General features: G+C 53.7%; 9 protein-coding genes, 4 tRNA genes and 1 pseudogene. 11 read left to right on the forward strand and 3 right to left on the reverse strand.

Annotated features, from left to right (window positions below):
- Window positions 1–2 precede the first annotated feature (2 nt).
- The 9 genes and pseudogenes from D3H35_RS06845 (at window position 3) to D3H35_RS06880 (ending at window position 6,715) form a co-directional block, all read left to right on the forward strand.
- Window positions 3–2,870, forward strand: coding sequence for an ABC transporter permease (locus tag D3H35_RS06845; RefSeq protein WP_119148359.1), 2,868 nt, complete (start codon window positions 3–5; stop codon window positions 2,868–2,870).
- A gap of 4 nt (window positions 2,871–2,874) precedes the next feature.
- Window positions 2,875–3,767: pseudogene (locus D3H35_RS06850) on the forward strand (ABC transporter ATP-binding protein).
- A complete protein-coding gene (locus D3H35_RS06855) occupies window positions 3,764–5,314 on the forward strand; it encodes an ABC transporter substrate-binding protein (protein WP_119148360.1) in 1,551 nt (516 codons plus the stop codon). The pseudogene D3H35_RS06850 and the gene D3H35_RS06855 overlap by 4 nt, the downstream one beginning before the upstream one ends.
- Before the next feature lie 144 nt (window positions 5,315–5,458).
- Window positions 5,459–5,623, forward strand: a complete 165-nt coding sequence (locus D3H35_RS31270; protein ID WP_199728484.1) for a hypothetical protein — start codon at window positions 5,459–5,461, stop codon at window positions 5,621–5,623.
- Between the two features lie 110 nt (window positions 5,624–5,733).
- Window positions 5,734–5,889, forward strand: coding sequence for a YycC family protein (locus D3H35_RS06860; protein ID WP_119148361.1), 156 nt, complete (start codon window positions 5,734–5,736; stop codon window positions 5,887–5,889).
- 66 nt (window positions 5,890–5,955) lie between these two features.
- Window positions 5,956–6,032: transfer RNA gene (locus D3H35_RS06865), tRNA-Met, on the forward strand.
- A 36-nt stretch (window positions 6,033–6,068) separates the two neighbouring features.
- Window positions 6,069–6,145, forward strand: a tRNA-Met gene (locus tag D3H35_RS06870).
- Window positions 6,146–6,171: 26 nt separating this feature from the next.
- Window positions 6,172–6,248: transfer RNA gene (locus D3H35_RS06875), tRNA-Ile, on the forward strand.
- Between the two features lie 378 nt (window positions 6,249–6,626).
- Window positions 6,627–6,715 (forward strand) — tRNA-Leu (locus D3H35_RS06880).
- 380 nt (window positions 6,716–7,095) lie between these two features.
- Here the strand turns inward: D3H35_RS06880 and D3H35_RS06885 are convergent.
- Genes D3H35_RS06885 through D3H35_RS06895 form a run of 3 tightly spaced genes read right to left on the reverse strand, consistent with a single transcriptional unit; the run spans window position 7,096 to window position 17,714 of the window.
- Window positions 7,096–13,200 (reverse strand): coiled-coil domain-containing protein, encoded by a 6,105-nt coding sequence (locus tag D3H35_RS06885; protein WP_119148362.1) that lies wholly within the window; start codon window positions 13,198–13,200, stop codon window positions 7,096–7,098.
- Window positions 13,197–15,041: a ComEC/Rec2 family competence protein gene (locus tag D3H35_RS06890; protein ID WP_119148363.1), complete on the reverse strand. Its 1,845-nt coding sequence runs from the start codon at window positions 15,039–15,041 to the stop codon at window positions 13,197–13,199. Before D3H35_RS06890 ends, D3H35_RS06885 begins: the two co-directional genes overlap by 4 nt.
- Before the next feature lie 27 nt (window positions 15,042–15,068).
- Entirely contained in the window at window positions 15,069–17,714 is a 2,646-nt protein-coding gene (locus D3H35_RS06895; protein WP_119148364.1) for a hypothetical protein, read from the reverse strand.
- A gap of 224 nt (window positions 17,715–17,938) precedes the next feature.
- Between D3H35_RS06895 and D3H35_RS06900 the strand changes: the two genes are divergently transcribed.
- Together D3H35_RS06900 and D3H35_RS06905 are read left to right on the forward strand one after the other, a co-directional pair.
- Entirely contained in the window at window positions 17,939–18,172 is a 234-nt protein-coding gene (locus D3H35_RS06900) for a hypothetical protein (RefSeq protein ID WP_233567796.1), read from the forward strand.
- A gap of 462 nt (window positions 18,173–18,634) precedes the next feature.
- Window positions 18,635–19,186: a GNAT family N-acetyltransferase gene (locus tag D3H35_RS06905; protein ID WP_119148530.1), complete on the forward strand. Its 552-nt coding sequence runs from the start codon at window positions 18,635–18,637 to the stop codon at window positions 19,184–19,186.
- The last annotated feature ends 13 nt before the right edge of the window (window positions 19,187–19,199 follow it).

The following is a 19,199-nucleotide window of genomic DNA, read 5'->3' on the forward strand; positions in this document are numbered from 1 at the left end:
CCATGGCCGCGCTCATCCGGTTTTTATTCCGAAAAATGTGGAACACCCGCTGGTTGACGCTAAGCATGCTCGCGGGCTTGCTCGTCGCGGTCGCTTTTACGACGAGCATACCGATGTACGCGGACGGCGCGCTTAAGCGGGTTATCGCCCAATCGCTGCAAGACAACGACACGGGATTGCCGGCCGGGTCTTTGCTCATCCGGTATCAATCGACCGACGGCAAGACGGATATGAACAGATTCAAATCCGTAGACGAATACATACAAGGGGACGTCGCCGATAAGATCGGTTTTCCGGCGACGGCATCACAGCGCACACTGACGATCCGCAGCACGGAAATATCCCCGGAGGATCCAACCAAGATAGATGCGAGCCGCACTCGCAAGATGTCGATTTCCGCGTTAAGCGGATTGAAAGACCAGGCGGAGCTCGTCAAAGGAAGCTGGTACGACGACAGGGCGGGCAGCGACGGTACGCTTAAGGCTCTGATGATGGAAGAAGCGATGTTCCGCAACGATCTTCACGTCGGAGACGTGCTGCTCTATCCGATCTACGGTGGTCTCGATTTGATGCTGCGGGTCGAAATCGTCGGAGCGTTCAAGCCTGCCGCCGAGGGCGGAGCTTATTGGTACCAAGGGCTTGAGAGCTTAATGAATACACTGTTCATCGCCGAACCGGCGATGATTCAGGACTTGGCGGAGAAGCAAAGCATTCCGTTCCAGTCGGCAAGCTGGTATACCGCTTACGATTTGCGCGAGATCAAGACGAGTCAGCTCGCTCCGCTTGCGGGCAGCTTCAAGAGAATCGATCTCGACGTGTACCAGAAGCTGAAGGATACGCATCTGGACATCTCGTTCGCCGATATGCTTAACGACTTCCGTCGCGACAGCATCCAGCTTCAGACGATGCTCTTCACGCTTGCGGCTCCGATGATTGCGATGGTGTTCTATTTCATCACCATGCTGTCTCGGCAGGCGCTGGAGAAGCAGCGTTCGGACATCGCCGTTCTGCGAAGCCGGGGGGCTAGCACGAGACAGGTGTTCCTGTTGTTCCTGCTGGAAGGAATTCTGCTCGGCGTCTTCTCGTTGCTGACCGGACCGTTCATCGGCTGGTTCATGGCGAAGAGCATCGGCTCCGCCAACGGCTTCCTCGAATTCGTCAACCGGAAGGCGATTCCGGTCGGCTTTTCCTCGGACGGAGTTCTTGCCGGAGTTGCGGCTGTGCTCGTAGCCATTGGCGCAGCGGTCATTCCGGCATTGGTGTTCACGCGCACTTCGATCGTCGACTACAAGCGCAAGATGGCGCGGAAGGAACAAAAGCCATTTTGGCAGAAATGGTTTCTGGACGTCATTCTTGCCGGCGTAGCCGGCTACGGCTGGTATTTGTTCAACGAACGCCAGATGGTCACATTCAAGACGGGGATGACGACCGATCAGCTGAACGTCCAGCCGTTCCTGTTCTTCGTACCGGCTCTTACTATTTTTGCCGTCGGACTTATCTTCCTGAGGCTGTTCCCGCTCTTGCTGAAGCTTATGAACTGGCTGTGGAAGAAGCTGTTGCCGGTTCCGCTTTATTTGACGCTGACGCAGCTGTCGAGATCGGCTTCCTCGTATTATCCGCTAATGATTTTGCTCATTCTGACTCTCGGGCTCGGAGTGTACAATTCGTCGGCGGCGCGTACGATCGGCCAAAACTCGGAAGAGCGAATTATGTACAAATACGGCTCGGACGTCGTCGTAACTCCGGTATGGGAAGCGACGCCGGAGGCTACGCCGATTACCGGCGGCAATAACGGAGGCGGATCGGGAGGAGGTTCCGGCGGAGGCTCCGGCGGCGGGGGAGGCGGACAGCGTCCTCCGACTCCGTCCAAGCTGATCTACAACGAGCCGCCGTTCGAGCTGTTCCGCACGCTGCCGGGCGTCGAGCATGCCGCTCGCGTCCTGCAGACGAAGAGCAGCATCACGGTATCCGGCAAAAGCGCGGGCCAAGGGATGGTCGTAGGCATCGACAATGTGGACATCGCTCGCGTAGCGTGGTTCCGCAAAGATATGTACCCGATCAGTCCGTACAAGTACTTGGCTTGGCTTGGCAAGGTGCCGGAGGGCGCCATCGTGTCATCTAACATGGCCAAGAAATTCAACATGAAGCCCGGCGATATTATCGATGCGATTATTCAGGAGAAGAAGGTTCAATTCGCCGTTATCGGCATCATTCCTTACTGGCCCGGTCAGTACCCGGACCAACTTCCGTTCATCGTCGCGAATTTGGATTACATCTTCGACGAGGCTCCGAAAGTGCCTTACGACATCTGGCTTAAGATGGAGCCCGGAGCTTTGACGGCTCCGATGCTGCCGGTGCTTCAGAGCAAGGGAATCGAGCTGGCGACCTTCGGCGATATGAGAAGCGAGCTCGTCACACAGAGCAAGCATCCTGCCCGGGGCGGCATATTCGGCATTCTAAGCCTCGGCTTCATGGTAACGATCGTCGTTTCGTTGTCCGGGTACGTGCTTTATTGGTTCTTCAACCTATCGGGCCGGATCGTGCAGATCGGCATCCTGCGGGCGATGGGGCTGTCCCGCAAACAGCTGACGGGGATGCTGCTGCTCGAACAAGTGTTCACGGCCGGATTGTCGATTGCGCTTGGCATCGGCATCGGCAAGCTGACCAGTATTTTGTTCCTGCCGTTCTTGCAGACGACGGAAAATGCGGTCAACCAAGTGCCGCCGTTCCGGGTCGTATTCGAGCAAGCCGACACGAACCGGCTTTACATCGTCGTAGCGGTCATGATGAGCATAGGAATTACTCTTCTGATTACTCATATCCGCCGTCTGCGCGTGCATCAAGCCGTCAAGCTCGGAGAGGAGCGGTAAGCCGATGATACAATGCGAAGGGCTCGTCAAAATTTACAAAGCAGACGATCTCGAGGTCGTCGCCTTGCAAGGTCTTAACCTCACCGTTAAGCAGGGCGAGATGATGGCGATTATCGGGAACAGCGGAAGCGGGAAGTCCACGCTTCTGAACATTCTGGGCGGCCTTGACCGTCCGTCCGCCGGACAGGTCAAGGTCGGACCGTGGGACTTGCTCAAGGTCGACGACAAGGATTTGGTCAAATACAAGCGCGATACGGTCGGCTTTATTTGGCAGAACAACGCGCGCAATTTGCTCCCGTTCCTGACCGCGCTTGAAAATGTCGAAATGCCGATGACGTTCGCGGGCAAGATGGACCGCCCTTATGCCAAGCAGCTGCTGGAGTGGGTAGGCCTGAAGGAACGCATGCACAACAAGCTGACGCAACTATCCGGGGGGAGCAGCAGCGCGTCGCGATCGCCATTTCTTTGGCGAACCGTCCGCAGCTTTTGCTTGCCGACGAACCAACAGGTTCCGTCGACAGCCGGACGTCCGACATCATTATGGATATTTTTCGCAAGTTCAACAAGGAACTGGGGCTTACAATCGTTATCGTTACCCACGATTTATCGTTGGCCGGCAAGGTCGATAGGGTCGTCGCCATTCGCGACGGCCTGACGAGCACCGAGTTTCTCAAGCGAAATCCGAATCTCGATTCGGCGGAAGCCGGAACCATCGGAGGCTCGCCTTTGGACGAAGTGCACGAGGCGTTCGTCGTCGTCGATCGCGTCGGGCGGCTTCAAATTCCGAAGGAATACTTGAAGGCGCTCGAGATCGGCGATAAAGCCAGCATGGAGTTCGACGGGGACACGATTACGATTCGAGCACCGAAATCACTAGAGGGGGAAGAAAGCGCATGAACCATATCAAAGGAAAAAAGATTCGCCGCTGGGCGGTTGCCGGAACGGCATTGACGATGCTCGTTCCGCTGCTTGCGGCTTGCAGTACGGATAAAACCGACGATCCGAAGAACAGGCACACTTTACGGATCGGCACGATGTACGGCAGCAAGCAGGACGAATCTTATTTCCGCCAGCAATTTACCGATATTTTCGAGTACACGCATGACGGAATCGACATCGAGGTCGTCCCGGCTATCGACTATAACGAGATGCAGTTCGACAATATGAACGGCAAAGAGCAAACGCAGCAGCCGGACCCGCTCGAAAAGGTGAAGGCTATTATGACCGGCAGCAATCCGGTAGACGTCATGATTTTTGATTTCAGTCTTCTAGGGCAACTAGTCGGCGAAAACCTGCTGAAGCAGCTCGACACCCAGATGAAGGAAGACGAGATCAACGCGAGCGATTTCGCTGCGACAGTGATCGACGGGATCAAGGAGGAAGGCAACGGCAATATTTACGCGTTGACTCCGACCTTCATGCCGTCCGCTCTTTTCTATAATAAGAAGCTTTTCGCCAAGGCTAACGTAACGCCGCCTCACGACGGCATGAACTGGGACGAAGTGTTCAATCTCGCGAAGCAAATGTCGACCGGCGACGGCAAAGACCGGGTATTCGGCTTCTCGTTCAGTTCTTACGGCGGCGGAGAGAATTATTGGGACATTCAAAATTTCTTGGCGCCTCTCAAGCTGAGAATGTACGACGAGAACGCCGAAAAAATGATGGTCAATTCTCCGAAATGGACGAATATGTGGAAGACCGTATATGGACTGTACAAAGACCATATTATCCCGCATCAAGACGACTTCGTATACGATCAGCCAACCGACGGCAAGTACAACCCGTTCCAAGGCCAAATGTTCCTGAACGGCCGCGTCGCGATGACGATCGGCGATTACAGCTATATTAGTCAAATTCAGCAACTGAACGACAATGCCGACAAGCTGAAGATGGAGAAGCTCGACTGGGATGTCGTCACCATTCCGTTTCATACGGAAGCGGCCAATGTCGGCGCGAACATCAACCTGAGCTCGCTCGCCGGCATCAATACCAAAGCGGCGAACAGCGATGATGCGTGGGAGTTCGTGAAATTTATCAACAGCGAGAAATGGGCTCAGCTTAAATCACGGAGCATGTACGAGATGCCTTCCCGCAAGGCATTCATCAAGGCTCGCGAAGGAATGACTTATAACGTCGAAGCGTTCACCAAGCTGAAGCCATTCTCCAATTCGCAATCCCAGAAGGATCTGGAGATCAGCCGTACGAAACCGAACATCCGATTTATTTCGGAGCTGGCTAGCCAGGCGTACAACGCGGTTGTATCCGGCAAGCTATCGGTAGAGCAGGCGTTGAAGGAATTGGAGACGAGGGGCAACGACCTGCTGCAGAAGCTGAAGACGGACCCTAACGGGCCGATGGACGATTTTTATAACCAGCCGCCTATCGGAGGGAACGGAGACGGCAGCAGCGGCGGCGGGGGCATCGTTAGGCCCATGATCGACTAATACGAACGATACTATGCGGATAAACAAGCAAGCGCCATTCCGATTTCGGTATGGCGCTTGTTTTTGTTGACGGCTCTTACAAGTTTCAAATCCGGATCTCCCGTACATCCTAAGGAAAACGAATCAGCGCAAGGAGCGATAGAGATGAAGTGGATCTACTGGTCCCGACTGTATGACAGCAAATTTCAGGCCGGCTGCCTCGTTAAGAGAATGGAGCACGACGGATGGCTGTTCGGCGTCGATATGCCTCGCGAAATCGAAGTGTACCAGTCGCGAAAAGGCCGCTACGGGGTTCGCTACGTCCCCTGAAGAAGAATGCGGAACGAGCCGATGAGACGAGAGCGTTCGGGTACAACTTGGCAGACCGCTCTTCATGTGCTAAGCTGTTAGCGATTCCGAATCAAGGGAGAGATGCCGCGATGAGACCGTTGCCCATATCAGCAGAGACTGCCCAGAAGCTTGCCGCATTTATGAAGGTTCCGCTCGAACACCTCATGCACATGCCGCAGCATCTGCTGCTGCAAAAGCTTGGAGAAATGGCCAAAGTAAACGAAAATAATGAAAAAAAGAGTTGACGTTAATCCTTTCCATGTTGTATATTAATCTTTGTCGCTGTTCAAAGACAGCTGAGGTAGTAACGACGCGGGGTGGAGCAGCCCGGTAGCTCGTCGGGCTCATAACCCGAAGGCCGCAGGTTCAAATCCTGCCCCCGCAACCAATATCATACGATCGAGAATACGAAGGTTTACAACGACGCGGGGTGGAGCAGCCCGGTAGCTCGTCGGGCTCATAACCCGAAGGCCGCAGGTTCAAATCCTGCCCCCGCAACCAAACCTTATCTCACAATTTCGAGACAAGGGCCCTTAGCTCAGTTGGTTAGAGCGGTCGGCTCATAACCGATTGGTCGGGGGTTCGAGTCCCTCAGGGCCCACCAAGAGCTTTCCATCAGAAGCAACGATCGCCGCTAAAAATGGCGGTTTTTTTATTTTTATAGCATCATGTCCGCAATTGTGGATCCGGGGTGTGCGAGGCTTCTGAAAGCTTTCTGAGACTGTGACGGCGGTCCCTCGGGGGAAATGCCGGAGGCATAGCACGGGGCGAATAACGGGCTGACAGACAGCTTCACGGAGGCTGGGGAAAGATGGCTCTCTCCTATGGTCGAATTCAAGGAGTAGAGTGATCGTAGGAGCATGAACGGATTAGACAAATCTTCATTTTTGGTTTGACTCGCGCATCCATCCATGGTATTATTTCCTTCGTTGGTCTTTTGCGAGTTGTCCGGATAAGACTCTCGCAACAATGCGGCTTACATGCCGGGGTGGCGGAATTGGCAGACGCACAGGACTTAAAATCCTGCGGTAGGTGACTACCGTACCGGTTCGATCCCGGTCCTCGGCACCAATCATATCAAGGATTTCAAGGGTTTCAGCTCAATGGGCTGGAGCCTTTTTTCGTTTCATGAGAACGGGTTTGCTAACGGGGCTTCTTATTGGTGTTCTTTTCGGGTTTCAGAGATGCGTTCGAGGATTCCATCTCGTTCCATTCTATGACGCTGGATTTCTGCTCTAATGGCATTTCTGCTGCAAGGTTCAATGAGCCGTGCGAAAGAATCGACTAATGGTTGACTCATAGGGGAGCCTTTTGCGCCATTTTACTAAAGCCTTCAACTTCACTTCAAAGCAACTTAGTCCTCTACTATGTGCATGAAGCATTTTCGTATAAAAGGACGGAGCAGGGAGTTCCTGCTGCCGTCCTTTTTTGGTCCTTAGGGGGGGCCTCGTCTACTTGAGAAACTTATCCGCCATATTTTTGACCGATTGCGGAATGTTGTTGAAGTCGAACAGGAAGTCGAAACTCTGGTCATTACCCATGAAGCTGATGTCGAGCAGAAGTGTCATCTGGCTGCCTGTCACGTGGCTCGCATAAGCGGAGAACCTGACTCTCTTGACGATGAATAGGGTGTCGATTGCGGCCTGGGCCAAATAGTTGGCTACTTGAATTCCTGTGCCAACGGTCTGCTTCACGCCTTCCAGCACGAGGTTGGCCCCTTGCAAAGTCGTTTCGGCTATCACCTTGGCTGCGACTATCGATGTTACTCTCGGGTCGAGATCGACCGGGTAAACGGAGATCGCACTGCGAGCCGTCTCCAGAACCCCTTGGGAAACGAGCAGGGCACCCATAGCCGTACCGCGCGCAATCTCGATGCCGGCAATCTCGATGCCGATGAACGGAGCAAGGATGTACTCGTACCATTGCAGGTTGCGAATGCGATCCTGTCTCATATCGATCTCGTATTGGAGCCTGTTGACTTCGTTCTGGGCATTTTGCAAATCGGCTACCGCTTGGTCGAAGCCGCGACGTGCTTCATTTTGCTGGCGGTCGATCTCCTGCTTCGTCGCCTCGACCAATTCGTCCAGCCGTTGAACTTCACGGATGGCCGCATCTACTTTGGCTTGCTCGGCGGAGATGGCGGCTGTCGCATGCGAGCTGGCGACCTGGAGCGCCTCTGTCACCTGAGCCTTCAACTGCTCGCTGAATTGCTGCTCGTACTCGCCGGTGACAAAGAAGTCGGCGTTCGAAAGATCGGTACTCGTCGCGTGAGCGGTAAGGGATGCCTGGAACAAGTTGAACAAGCTTCCGCGCGTCGAGAAATGCATGCCGTCCTGTCTTACGTACAGCTGTGTCTCGGAAACGAGACCAAACAGTTTGACCTGACCGGACACATACAGCTCCACGGACTTATCGGCGTTAATCTGGATGGAAGCGATCGGCTGCGGATCGTTGCCCGCCCCTGTAATCCTCACCAAGTCGCCAATGCTGAACTCGGACATTGTGGCCGTGAATCTCCACGAGTCTGGCGATAGCTGCGAGACGAACATCAACGTCTGACCGAACCAAGTCCCGGCCAGCTTCGCTGTTGTCGGGGTCAGTTCGGCGGTCGCTCTTGCCAGTGTGAAATAGCTGCCGAGTTGGATGGAAGCATCGCCGAACAGATAGAACTCTTCCTTGCTGATGCGGCCGATCAGGCGGCCGGTCATTCGGATGAGCTCCGACCCCGGAATCAGGTCGAGCTGGCCATCGATATGGAACAGCTTGTCGTTGATCGTGAGATCGCCCCGGAACACTTCGGCATCATGAAGCCGCAGATGGCTGTGGCCTTGCAGACTGAACGTGTTGGCAGGCGACTTCGGATTGATGATGACGTCGCCCTTCAGTTCTACGTCGAGCAGGTTGCTCAGTCTCCCTGCTGCGCGCATGCCCGTGGCGAAGCCGGAGGAAGTTCCGACAAGGCCGAAGGAGCTTTGCAGCGAACCGAGCCCATCAAGCGACCAGTCGCCTTTGAGGAATAGCACCAGTCCTTGCTCGTTCGCAGAAGGTGATGGCGGCAGTACTTGCAGCATCGACTGAGACTCGCTGTCCGAACTGGCGATGTGCGTATAGGCTCCGTCGCGGAACTCTTGCGGCGTCGTCAGCAGCCAGGCGACGTTCATGCTCATGGCTCCGAACGAGATATCCTGGTGGCCGACGCGAATGTCCATCGGAATCGCTTGAATGAGCTCATTCAGGCTCATCGTCTTAAGCGTATTCAGCACATGGGCAATGCTGGTGTATGCGCTGATCGAGAACGCATCTGCTTTCGTGCCGAGTACGAGATCGTTATTGAAGTATTTCGGGAGCTGCACATAAGATGGCCCCATCGTCAACCGCAAGTCCATCTCCTTAGGAGGCTCGTCCGCTTTCAGCAAATATTCCGGCTTCGTGAAGAAGGAATAGAAGCTCGTGAACATTTTGGCAGCGTCTTTGAAATTGATTTTAGGCTTCGGGAACCGGAGGCTGAATCGGAATTCCACCCCTTCGATGCCTAAGTATTCGATACCGATCTCATCGTAGAAGAGCGGAACCGGAATCGGAACTTGTGTCTGATAAATAATAAGCATAAACAGCTTCTTGATGACGATCCGCTTCTGCAGCGTGCGCGGATTAGGCAACACATCGAAAACTTGAGGCGGCAAGAGCAGTGTGGTCGCCAAGGTGATGAAATCGAACATGTCGATGCGGATGTCCATGTCGAGCAAGAACACCGCTCCGCCGAGCGCTTCCCCGAACGTCAGGCTGTGCAGCTCGACACCGATCAAGCCTTCTGGCTGAGGGATGATGAATTTGAGCGGTCGATCCCCGTCCACCGATATTTTAATGCGAACCCCGCCGTCGCCCGTAACCGAGATGTCGAAACGGAACCCGTCCGGCAACCCGATTTTAAAGTAGTTTTTGAACTGGTCAGGCAGTTGATCGAGCTGGTCGTTAATAATTTTCATCGCATCGACGAACTCTTGCGGGAACTGGAAGCCTCCCAATTGCTCAAGGGTATGCACGAATTCGGTGACCATCAAATGATTGTTGTCATCGAAGAAGTTCAGTTCCTTGAATTCGAGATAATCCGGCAGGATGGCAGTGGCTGCGCCGAGTCCATTGCCTTCCAGGAAGCCCTTGATCATCTTCAAAGGCAGGCGCAGCGGCTTGACCTGTTGGAAGCCTCCCTTGGCCGAGAACGATGCGCCGTCAAAGCTGAACGAAGGAACGAGGAACTTGAATTCTCCGAAGTCTCCGTCCTGGCCAAGCGAAATTTTGCACCACGTATCCGAACCTTCGGTATAGAACGTAACCGCTTCGAAAGGAGAGGTAAGCAGTCGGATAGACAGCCCTTTCTCCGTATCGAGGGCCAGACGCAGCTTGATGATCGAATCGGGATTGCTTTCCTGATAGGTCCGGAACAGCTTGATGAGCGGATGACCTTCGGCGTCTTTGCCCAGTACCGAATTCAGCTCGCTCGGAATGCCAAAGCCAAAATCGAACGACAGCGACAGAGCCGACCCGCGCAAGCCGATCGCCAAATTGCTCGCGTCAAGCACCCCTGTGCCGAGCTGGAGTTGGAGGCCGCCCAGGTCGATATCCGGAATTTTGATCGGAATCGGCTTCAGCAAGCGATCCACCGACACCTGTATGCCTTGATCATCGATTTTCAGCGATCCGGTCACCTTGTCAGCGAGAATAGCCTGCATGACAGATGGGAGACCGGTACACCATACGCTTGCACTTCCCTCGAAGCCCCAGCGGCTCTCGCCGTCCGTCTTCGTCTGGCGGATGATGACCAGTGAGCCGAGCGCCAGATGGGCCGCTATATTCTGATCGGGAATCGGGAGCGGCAGAGCCAGCTCGGCGTGTTCCGCCTGGAAGACGAGTCCGGCTTTGTTTTTCTCCTGGAACAGACGAAGACTGCCTGCAATATCGGCCTGGACGAGCAGTTCGAACAGAATTCTGCCTTTGGCTTCCACCGACCACGTATAAGGGCTTCCTTCCTGCAATTGCACCGCCTTCGTGCCAGATTCGTCTGTTGCTTGCGACTTCGCGTCAGCCTTCAACTGCTGGTTGATCGTGACGCTAAGCTCGCGAATGTCCAGAGAGCCGACTCCATCCAGATGCAGCAGCTTGTCCAGATCGGCGAAGGCGGCCTTGAACGTGAAGATGCGCGCTTCTTCCGTCGTTTCCAGACTGGCTGAGAGCGTGTAGTCGGTCTCGAACAGTTTTCCGGCGATCGCACCGGACAGAGTCCAGTTGTGGTCCTGGTCGAGTTCGAATTTCAGATCGGCGGATTTGAAAATAAACCCGTCTACGATGGCGACCGGGCCTTCACCGTGCAACTCAAGGGTACAGGTGATCGCGCCGCCCTTGACAGCGTTGCCCTCCTCGGAGCTGCCTTCCGAGCCATCTTCTCCGCTCTTCCGGGAAGCCGTCCTCTCGATGTTCAGCTTCACGGAGCCGACCGCCAGCCCGGTCGCGAGGCCGAGAGGCATGTCCCATTTCGCCTTGCACTCGCCGGACAGCGAGAAGGCGCCGGTAGATGGGGTAACGGACAGCGACACATCGGACAGCTCCAGATCAGGCAGCTCCTGCGGCATCGTCGCTCCGTCCGGGAGCAGCGCCTTGGCTACATCCGACAGGCGGAGCGCCGATCCTTCCGCGAGCGAGCCGCCGAACGACCAGCCGCCGTTTTTCTCGCTGTGAACTTCTGCCGCGAGGGTCACGGAAGTTCCTGCGAGCCCGAAGCCGAGCTCTCCGCCGACATTCCAGCTATGCTGCGCTTGCTCTACGCCCAAAGCAAAATCCAGCTTTTGCAGGCTAACGCCGCCGAAGAGAAGGATGTCGCCCTTCCCGTATATATGCAGATGGCAGGTGACGTTCCCGTCATAGGACAGATCGAAGTCTATTCGGACGTCAACAGGCTTGCCCGCGATCGGGAAGCGAGTCTCGCAGTGGAAGGTCAGCTCTTCGTAACTCAACTCATAGCGGACTCCGATGCCTGTCAGCGTTAACCCGGCCAGTGTCGAAGGCAGCGAGAAATCTCCCGCTTGCTTCAGCACCTCATCCACGAAAGAGCCAATCGGCAGCTCGATATCTGATGTTTCTCCTGCGAATACCCAGCCGGCTTCTTCTCCGCCATAGCTGGCCGACAATTGGATCGGCACATCGGCGATAGCGAGGACGCCGGACACTTCGAAACTCAACTCGCCCTGCTTGCGTGCGATTCGTCCAAACAGCTCGCCGATTCCGAGTCCGGGCACGAACGGCACTTCCCAGATGTCGCCGAACATCACTTCGCTGGTGAACTCTCCTTCGCGCGGATGGAAATCCGCCGTAAAGCCCGTCAACGTAAGGAGAGGAAGGCTCGGATCGTCGTATCCGGTTAATTTCTCGAACAACTGGTGGAAAGCGATGTAGCTGCCCGATTCCAGGTAGACGAGGAAGCTCAATTCCCCAAAATCGCATCGGCAAGTGAAAATACCGCTATTGCCGACAACGACATCGCTGGTGATGTAGCCCGACAATTGGGGGGCGGTCAGAGGGTCATCGATGATAAACACCGTTTGCAGGCCATCAAAGGACAACACATTCGGCAACAAGTCGAGCTGTTTGTCGACGTCGACTTCTACGACCAATCGCTCGATTTTGGTATCGCCCAGCGGATTGACGAGCATCTCGATCCGGTCGAGACGGATGGCTTTGACATCCTGAACCCATTCGGCGGGAATATCCAGGCTGACGTTGCCGAGCAGGCTGGACAGAGCATCCAGACTGGTAGAAATCAGCTTTGGCGCTTCAATGACGAAGAGTACGCTGTGGTACAAATTTTTAATCTTCGCTGTCAGGCCGAGCGGGAGGGTGCCGAGCTGTACATCCGCATGCAATTGAATGTACCCTTCGGCGTATAAATCCTGCATCGTTTGGAAGTAGGAGACGTCCGTACCTATCGTGCAGGTCAGGTTGCTCAGCTTGAACGGTCCGAGCTCGATCGAACTGGCGGACGCTTGTGAGGCGAGAGCCAGCTTGGGCACGCCGGAGTGGGCTTCGATTTTGCCTTTGAACGACAGCGGAAGCACCGGAGCGAGAAAAGCAAATGCGCCAAGCGCTTTTTCCGGCTCGACGGACCCTTCGAAAGTGATTCCTTCGCGCAGACTCCATTCCAGAACTGAGGTGCTGGCGAAAGGAATATTCGCGAACATGGTCGCAGCCAGGGAGGGGAAGCTGTCCGCGAACGTCCAACCCGGCTGTCCTGCTGCGTGAATGTGCAAGGCGACTTCCGTCTCTTCGTCCGGGGTGATGGCCAGCTCGACGGTCATTCCGGTCCAGGGCACCGTCATCCCCGTTCCTTGCACCCGAATTTTTTGTTCGTCCGATTGAAGCACCTGGATGCTGTGAAGCCCTATTTTGCTTTCGGGCATATAGGTGATCAGAGCCTTCTGAAGCTCGGAGGATGTCAGTTCCGGGATTTCCAGTGTAAAGTGATCTCCTGCTTGCCCGAGCTTCGTCCGGATTGCGGCGTAATTCATAGCGGGTCCCCCTCTTTCTCGATGCTGAAATGCTGATGGCCATTGGACCCTAAAACATAGATGTCATGGTACATCAGGTTGAGGGACTCCACGTTATCCTCGCTCCATACCCAGGAATAGTGAGGGTAGTCCTTGCTGCGAGTGTAAGTTGCATACCTTTGGATAATCGGAGCTTGGGGATGATGATGGGCTTTAATGTGTTTGCCCGCGCTGATGACAGCTATCATTTCATCTTTTTTATGGATCATTTTGATGAATCGCTCAGAGGAGGAAGTCTCCCTGCTGCCGTGATGCGGAACCTGAATAATATTGACGTCGGAAAGAATCTTGTTGCGTTCATAGCGCTCGATCATGAAATCTTCTGTCTCGAAAGTGGCGTCTCCACAGATGATCACTTTCAGGAAAGGTTTATACATCTGGCAGTTATCAAAGTCTTCTTCAAATTCCTTGCCGACGGTTTTACCGCCGGGATCGTTGGGCGGCGAGTATTTCTGGCAATCCTCTTCACTTCGGAACAGCTCGATCAGAGTCACGACGCTCGATGCGTTCGTATCCCCTTTTTTCACATCACTGGCCACGATCCGAATCTTGGATTTGATCGGATTCTTCTCGTTGAGCGGAGGAAGCGTCGTTCGTCTCTTCTCGGAGGATTCCTTCTCCGGGTTCGCAACCGCTTTGTTCCAATCGTAATCGCTTAGGACGAGAGTAGAGCCGATTCCTTCGTCTAATACCTGGGTAAAGGGCTTTTTGGAATCTTTCGTTTTGATGTAGACGGCCGATTCATCCTTATTAACCCGAACATTAAAGTTGTTTTTTCCATTGTTTTTGATTTTTTTATCAATCGGGTATTTTTGCAGGTCGTCGCTATGGAAGACGTTGGTCAGAAGGAACTCATTAATGATTTCTTTGAATTCGTTGCAGTGATCTTCATCCTTGTGGGTCAGAATCAAGTAATTCAGAACGTAATTGGTACCGAGGTATTCCGGACGCTTCAAAATTTCCTTTAACTTCTTGCGGCATTCTGCAGAGGATTCCTCTTTAGTGACATCCAGAGTATGAGTGCGCTTTTTTTTGTTCGCGGCGTAATTGCTGAAGTGACTGTGGTCGTTTAGTGTCATGGGGGTGCCATCGCTTGGCTCCGTGTAGGACACTTTATTGTTGACTCTATATTGGCCGATATGGCTGAAGCCGTTCGACCCGCAGTCGATGATGCCGACCTCGCCTTCCGGGGTTTTGAACACGGTGCAGTCTCCCTGGCCCATTCGGATGAAGCTGATGTAGAACTTGCCGTCATCGCGCGCGCCCGTAATTCCCGTTGTCCCTGGAATGGTCTTTGGCACGGTCGTGCTGGACAAGCATTGAAATAAGAGATCCGTGAATTGCAGCTGTACGTCGTCAACGATATTTTGGTATTTTTTGTCATATGAAAGCTCTGTTGACGTGTCCAATCCGTCGCCTTTTTCGGTAATTCGTTTGCGTCTCAGCGATCTTCCGCTATCCAGCCCCCTATTGTCATATGAATCCAGCAGCACTTTGAGAGAGTTGATTGCGGTATCGAGGATGTCTATCACTTCTTTGTGCTTGTCGATCAGCTGATAACCCTCGAACAGTGTCGTATTGAAGGAAAGGATGGCAAATAGAGCGATTGTTTGGTCTTCGTCCGGCATGAAGGTGCTGGAAGATTCCAGTCCTTCGTATACTTCTTTTACCCCTTCCAAATTTTTAATGTAAACACGCGGGTCGTCACCGAAAATGGATCTGAGCGTGCTTTCCCTTTGACGTTCATCAACGCGGACGTATTCACGCTTTTTTTCTTGTCTTTCCCTTTTATCCCCTGGCATAGTTTCCTCCTCTATCCCTGGCAGTCATCACTTATTAAAATGGACAATCAGTTCGTTCAGCAAATTGTCAACGGATGCGGCGAGATCGTAGAAGTCAAATTCAAATTGGGGACGGAAGCGTTGCCCTATAAATTCCACGTCGGCATACAGCGTGATTGTATGGTGCTGGAGTTGCTGCAGCCCGGCTTCGAAGCCGACTTCCCTGATCGTTACGACGGTTTGTCCGAACAGGGCTAGTCCTGGCAGGGCTAACGAGAGTGCAGACAACAAGCCTTGTTCCATCTTGAGGGAATGGGCGGCTTGTTTCCCCTCCTCCAAAGCTGTCTGCGCTTGTTCGAGAGAAGCGCGGAGCTGATCCAGGCTCGATGAATTCGGGCTTTCGAACGGCCGATCTGCCGTTGCCGTCGCATCGTCGGATAGGGAAGGGTGCTGATTTTCCTGACGCCGAATCGTCTCCTCGATCGATTGAATCCATTGGGCTTGCTCGTCCACCGCTGCATCAGCCATCTTGTGTTGCGCTCCGATCGATTCGATCTTCTCGTTCAGCAGTTCGGGGATCATGCGTTGGACGTAGTTCAGGAAGTCCGGACCGAGGCGGCCCTTGACGGTGAACTCGCCGCTTGCGGCTTGTCCCCAAGGGGCATGCACTTGCAGGTCGGCACCGAACTCGTGGAACAGCTTGCCATCGAAGCTCGTCTTGATGCCGTACTCGGATAATTGGATGAGAACGTCTTTGGATTCGGAGAAAAAGGTAATACGACCGGCAATCTGCCCCGACCACTGGCCGTTCGTCTCTCTTGTGATCGCAAGCAGCGGCCCGGGTCTTTCTTCCGTTCCGGTCACATACAGCGTCTCTCCGAGCTCGAACGAAGGCCACTCCGCTTCCAGCTTCAATTGGCCCTGGGAGTCGAGGAACAGCCGGGCATCTGAGCGGATGCCGATGACGTCCAGCGTGCCGGTAATGATCAATCCTCTTCCGTTGTAGCTCGCCGCTTCAATGGAAGTCCCTTGAGGGTTGCCGATGAGATAGAGACGGCTGTTCGACCACGTCATTTCTTGCAGATAAGCAGGAGCAACTTCCAGGTTCAGCGTCTGGACGAGCTGGAGGAGCGTCAGGGAGCCGACGTATTCTCCATAGAAATAATCGCGCAGCTCCTGTCCGATGACTGGACAGGCCAGTTGAAGCGATTGCTGGTCCAGGTCCGAATCGGCGGCAATCCCGGCAGAAAGCGGAAGCTCACTCTCGATCGTCAATCTAAGCTCCGGGTGCAGTTCCAGACGAAGCTTCGTCTCCGCCAGATTCAATTCGGAGAAGCCAAACGGATTTTTCCAGGTGTGCTGGAGCGGGAGCAAATAGTCTTTTGGATCTAGTGAAAATTCGGTTTCGACAGCAAAAACGAGCTTTTCCCCGTAAACATTGGCGGCAACTTCCATGTGGATCGTCATATCGACGCGATTCGAAGAGCCGCTCACCTCGAACGCCGTCATCTCCAGGGAGTCGGCGATGGCGTAAGACTCCTTCTCCTGCAAGGAAGCGGTCCATTCTACGACGGTGGAGTCGGACTTGATGCGGGCAACGGCGTCGAGCTTCTGGGTGTTAAGCAGGATATTAAGTGACTTGAGCATGAGATGACCGTTGAGCAACACTCCCGTATACATCCACGTTCCTTGTTTGGCACCGGCGTGGGCAGCCGGATGGTTGGCCGCAAGACGCGGAAGCGTGAAAGAGCTATCATCCAGGGAGGCGATGTACATGGTCGAACCGACGAGCGGTAGCTGACTGAACGGACCAAGATCGCAGGAGAACCGGGTCAAGTCCCAGTTCGGCGGCAGGAGGAATCCAGATGTGAAATGCCAGTTGCCCAGCCGAGGCGCAATGATGATTTCATAAGTGCCGTTCATCTCCGAGCTATGATGCAGGGTCAGACTGTAATTCCCGTCTTCCTGCTTGCGGAGGAAGAGAAGCGAGTCGCTAAGATGGATGTCCGGGGCGCCAATTGGATAGCATGCTGGCCCGCACATCGAATCGATGAAAGATTGGAGCGGGAGCGCAGCGAGGGCTCCGCTCCATTCGGGAGTTTGGTCGCCCAGCACCGCATTCAGCGGGAAGGCGAGTTCTCCGGCGTGAGCTGTGGCGCTAATCAGGAGTTGGGCTGGCGCCCCTGCGTTCTGCGCGTAGGGCAGCGTGACGAGAATATCGGTGAGCTGCAACGAGTCCGCTCCTGCCGAGAGGCTGCGGGATGACGCCAGCCGCACCTGCCAGCTATAGAGGCGCTGCTCCTTGAAGGCGAGCAGCTCCAGCTCTGAACAGAAGTAGGGACCGGCTAGATCGGTCTTGGCTAACGTTTCTTCCAGCCAGGGCGCTGCTGGGATGGCTTCTCCTGGCGCATGGGCAGCACGGAACGACAACCGCAGGGCGTTCTGCCCGTTCACCGGAGTGTAGGAGACCTTGACCTCTACCCGCTCAAGCTGGAACAGCGCAGCATATCCGGTAATCGTCACGGCCTGTACGTCGGCTTCGAGCGTCGCTTCTTGCAGAACAAGCGAATCTACAGGCAAAAGCTGCTGGACAAAGCGAGCCTCCTCTTCGGGAAGCCTGCTCAAGTCCGTCACGACATAGCGATTCTCTTGAATCTTCTGTCGCAACTCCGAAACAAGCTCATCAACCGACATTTTCTGACCTCATTCCATTTTTTAGATGCAATTTCCATTCTACACTTGGTAGTTTTGTCTTATCAACATATCAAAATAGTCCCTGATGAATCAGCGACTGATCACTGAGGATTGTAGCCAGTAAAATATTTAGGAGAATTCAATCTTATGCATCCACAACGGTAACGTAAGCGTAATACAGTGGCTTTCACTGGCGTATCGTATTTCGCACTAGGGAGCTGAACGTGAAAGGGTACTACCTGCTGTGCATGGTGCTGATCACGATGTCTTGTATTGTTGTACAAAAAGTTGTACGCCACAATACAGAAGACAGAGAAATTCAACTAGAGAATCCGAAGCACAGAAAACGGAATACAAGTGCGTTCACAGGAATGGCTTATGCAGGGATGGTCATCGGTTTCGGAATGTTTGCTATCGGGATGGCCAATGCCCCTTTCGAGCTGAATGTGAACGGCTAGTAATCTTGGCACCGGAGGTGTCAGATACCAGAGAAGGCGGCGCTGAAGCATCCCCTTCTCTTTAGTATGAGCAGATAGTCGCAATGGATTTATTGGGTTGCGGCTCTTTTTTGAACATTCGATAAGTCAATGAAACTGCTTGAGCCTGTGTACCTGAAACGATCATTTTAACCACACAGAATCAGTGAAAAAGTATGACTCCTCCTGTGCGGCGCTTGGGTAAATCTCAGGCGAGACGAAGGAGGTTTTTTGGGGCGGGACATTTAACGAATGTTAAGAAGTAGGCTCCAGTAACGCCCTATATTCGCTGACACACCAAAGAGCCCGAATCCTGTGATAAAATCGGGCACTTAGAATAGGAGATACCTCGTTAGTAATTCCGGTGAACTTTTCATTGCGTATACGGAGGGTTGGAATATAATGATTCTCAACTTACCTGTACGGGTTTTATGGAAGTTGCAAATGGAGGTTAAGATTGATGGGGAAGCCCCACTCATTTGCCCCTCTGCTGAGTTCCAAGAGCACTACATGGAATTCTATAGGGACTGGATCGATAGTGGTGAACATATCGTGCCATGGGTTGTCGAGAAAGACCCAAGCGATTTCGGAGCCTTTCTGAACTTTCTCTATGCAGAAGATAGTGAAGAGAAGTTGGCCGACCCGAACAAGGTGCCGCATTCGACCTATTGGCTGTTGAACGAGGACGATTTGCTCGTAGGAGCAGTTAACATTCGGCATCGGCTAAACGCTAAACTTCTGAGCCGCGGTGGACATATCGGTTATGGGGTTAGACCGGCTTATCGGCGTAGAGGGTACGCAAGTGCGATATTATTTCAAGTGTTGCAGATCGCCAAACGGATGGAGATAGAGCAAGTTTTGGTGACTTGCGATAAAACCAACATTGGCTCGTGGAAGACCATTTTGAAGAATGGCGGCGTACTGGAGTCGGAGTTTACCGAAGAGAATGGGAATGTTGTAAAACGATTTTGGATCAGGATGTCCGAGACGAACTAGTAAGGAGTTGTAG

The organism is Cohnella faecalis, assembly GCF_003570905.1.
Classification (GTDB): Bacteria; Bacillota; Bacilli; order Paenibacillales; family Paenibacillaceae; genus Cohnella; species Cohnella faecalis.

What these genes read in the sequence shown, in the direction of transcription:
- D3H35_RS06845 (WP_119148359.1), top strand. Translation starts at nt 3, where the DNA reads ATGGCCGCGCTCATCCGGTTTTTATTCCGAAAAATGTGGAACACCCGC.
- D3H35_RS06855 (WP_119148360.1), top strand. Translation starts at nt 3,764, where the DNA reads ATGAACCATATCAAAGGAAAAAAGATTCGCCGCTGGGCGGTTGCCGGA.
- D3H35_RS31270 (WP_199728484.1), top strand. Translation starts at nt 5,459, where the DNA reads ATGAAGTGGATCTACTGGTCCCGACTGTATGACAGCAAATTTCAGGCC.
- D3H35_RS06860 (WP_119148361.1), top strand. Translation starts at nt 5,734, where the DNA reads ATGAGACCGTTGCCCATATCAGCAGAGACTGCCCAGAAGCTTGCCGCA.
- D3H35_RS06885 (WP_119148362.1), bottom strand. Translation starts at nt 13,200, where the DNA reads ATGAATTACGCCGCAATCCGGACGAAGCTCGGGCAAGCAGGAGATCAC.
- D3H35_RS06890 (WP_119148363.1), bottom strand. Translation starts at nt 15,041, where the DNA reads ATGCCAGGGGATAAAAGGGAAAGACAAGAAAAAAAGCGTGAATACGTC.
- D3H35_RS06895 (WP_119148364.1), bottom strand. Translation starts at nt 17,714, where the DNA reads ATGTCGGTTGATGAGCTTGTTTCGGAGTTGCGACAGAAGATTCAAGAG.
- D3H35_RS06905 (WP_119148530.1), top strand. Translation starts at nt 18,635, where the DNA reads ATGGAGGTTAAGATTGATGGGGAAGCCCCACTCATTTGCCCCTCTGCT.